The organism is Bradyrhizobium sp. SHOUNA76 (genome assembly GCF_023006445.1).
GTDB lineage: Bacteria > Pseudomonadota > Alphaproteobacteria > Rhizobiales > Xanthobacteraceae > Bradyrhizobium.
This window is the reverse complement of record NZ_JALBHA010000860.1, coordinates 1-1,475: the sequence shown is the minus strand read 5'-3', so window position 1 is coordinate 1,475 and position 1,475 is coordinate 1. Positions and strand designations below refer to the sequence as shown.

Here is a 1,475-nt window from a genome sequence, read left to right as displayed (position 1 = left end):
GCCTTGATGGCGGTGACGGTCTCGCCGGGGCGGAACACGGAGCCCTTGGCCACGGCGTTCTGGAGCATCGGCGTATCGACCACCTCGCGCGCGGAGCGTCCGGCCCATGCCGCAAGGCTCTCACTGAGCCGCCCCACCTTGCGGGCGTCCTTGACCAGCGTCAGTCCGGCGCGCACGGGCGCAGCGCCACCGACGGACACATACGTTGCCGCAGTCACCGCAAGGCCGGCCGTCGCGAGGCCGAGCACCAGGCGATCGGTGTCCTCGCCCATGGCGAGGTGCTTGCCCTCCCGCACGACGTCCCTGATGTCGCCGATCACGAAGAGATCCCCGGCCACCGTCCCGGACAGGCTCGCGACATCGTCGGCGTTGCCGGTGACGAGGCCGGTGGCAAAGCGCTTTGCGAAATACGAGGTGGAATTCTGTTCCTTGACCGCATCGCTCACGCGGCTCAGGAGGTCGTCCGGCAACGCGATGTTCCGGTCGCGCGCCAACGCCACAAAACTGTCGGCGAGATCGGCGTCATCGGCGGCGAGCGCGGCCTCAATGTTGTCCTGAACCAGCCGGTCATTCCGCTGCAGCAGCGCATCGAGCTTGAGCTCGGAGAGCACGGCCGGATCATCCTGGGCGGCGAGGATCGTGCCCGCCTCACGGGCGTGCGGCGCTACCTGCGCGAGCATGAAGCTGCACGCCGCGATACCGGTCAACGCTGTGCTGATTCGCAGCCACTTCATGCGGGAAACCTGGACGGTCCTGAAATCGTTGACGATTGATTCGTCTCTGGTCGCCAATTGCGCTCGTCCACAGACATAGTATGCCAAAATTGCGACACAACGTCCCCGACGAAAGAAGGGCTTCTCTCAGGCCTCAAGATTGTGTCGAATTTGCATGAGCAAATGAGCATGGGGTAATTGCGGGGCTTTCGGTTCCGCTGGACTAGCAATCGTCTGCACCCGCCAGTATGGTCCGCGGCGCCTTAAAGATGCCGCGTCAGTTCGTGATTGTGTCTGCCGCCATTGCCACTCCAGGATGAGTTCGATGTCCGACCATGTCGTCCCGCACTTCCACAACGATGCCGGTGTCCCCGTCATCGAGATCGGCTCGCAAGAGTTCATGTGCGTAGGCGCCAACCCTCCGTTCGACCATCCTCACGTCTTCCTCGACCTCGGCAACGACAACGAGATCATCTGCCCCTACTGCTCGACGCTGTACCGGTTCGCGGCCGACCTGAAGGCAGGCGAAGCCCGTCCGCCGGAATGCGTCCTGAAGGACAAGGTGGCCTGACCGCTTCCATCGGTCAGGGGTGGCGCTCTCCCGAACGATTGTCATCGCCGGTGCCGGCATCGGTGGACTGACGGCTGCGCTTGCGCTCGCAAACCGCGGCTTCCGGATCGTCGTGCTGGAAAAGGCCGAGCGCCTCGAGGAAGTCGGCGCCGGCCTGCAGCTCTCGCCCAATGCCAGCCGCGTGCTGGTCG

Annotated in this window: 2 protein-coding genes and 1 pseudogene; 2 read left to right on the top strand and 1 reads right to left on the bottom strand. The window is 64.4% G+C overall.

Annotated features, from left to right (window positions below; genetic code table 11):
- A pseudogene (locus MOV74_RS37980) lies at nucleotides 1–734 on the bottom strand (hypothetical protein); the annotation flags it as partial.
- A 304-nt stretch (nucleotides 735–1,038) separates the two neighbouring features.
- Between MOV74_RS37980 and MOV74_RS37975 the strand changes: the two are divergent.
- On the top strand, nucleotides 1,039–1,284 hold the full coding sequence (locus tag MOV74_RS37975; RefSeq protein ID WP_007602543.1) for a zinc-finger domain-containing protein: 246 nt from the start codon (nucleotides 1,039–1,041) through the stop codon (nucleotides 1,282–1,284).
- A 19-nt stretch (nucleotides 1,285–1,303) separates the two neighbouring features.
- A partial coding sequence (locus MOV74_RS37970; RefSeq protein WP_246932620.1) for an FAD-dependent oxidoreductase occupies nucleotides 1,304–1,475 on the top strand: 172 nt, incomplete at its 3' end.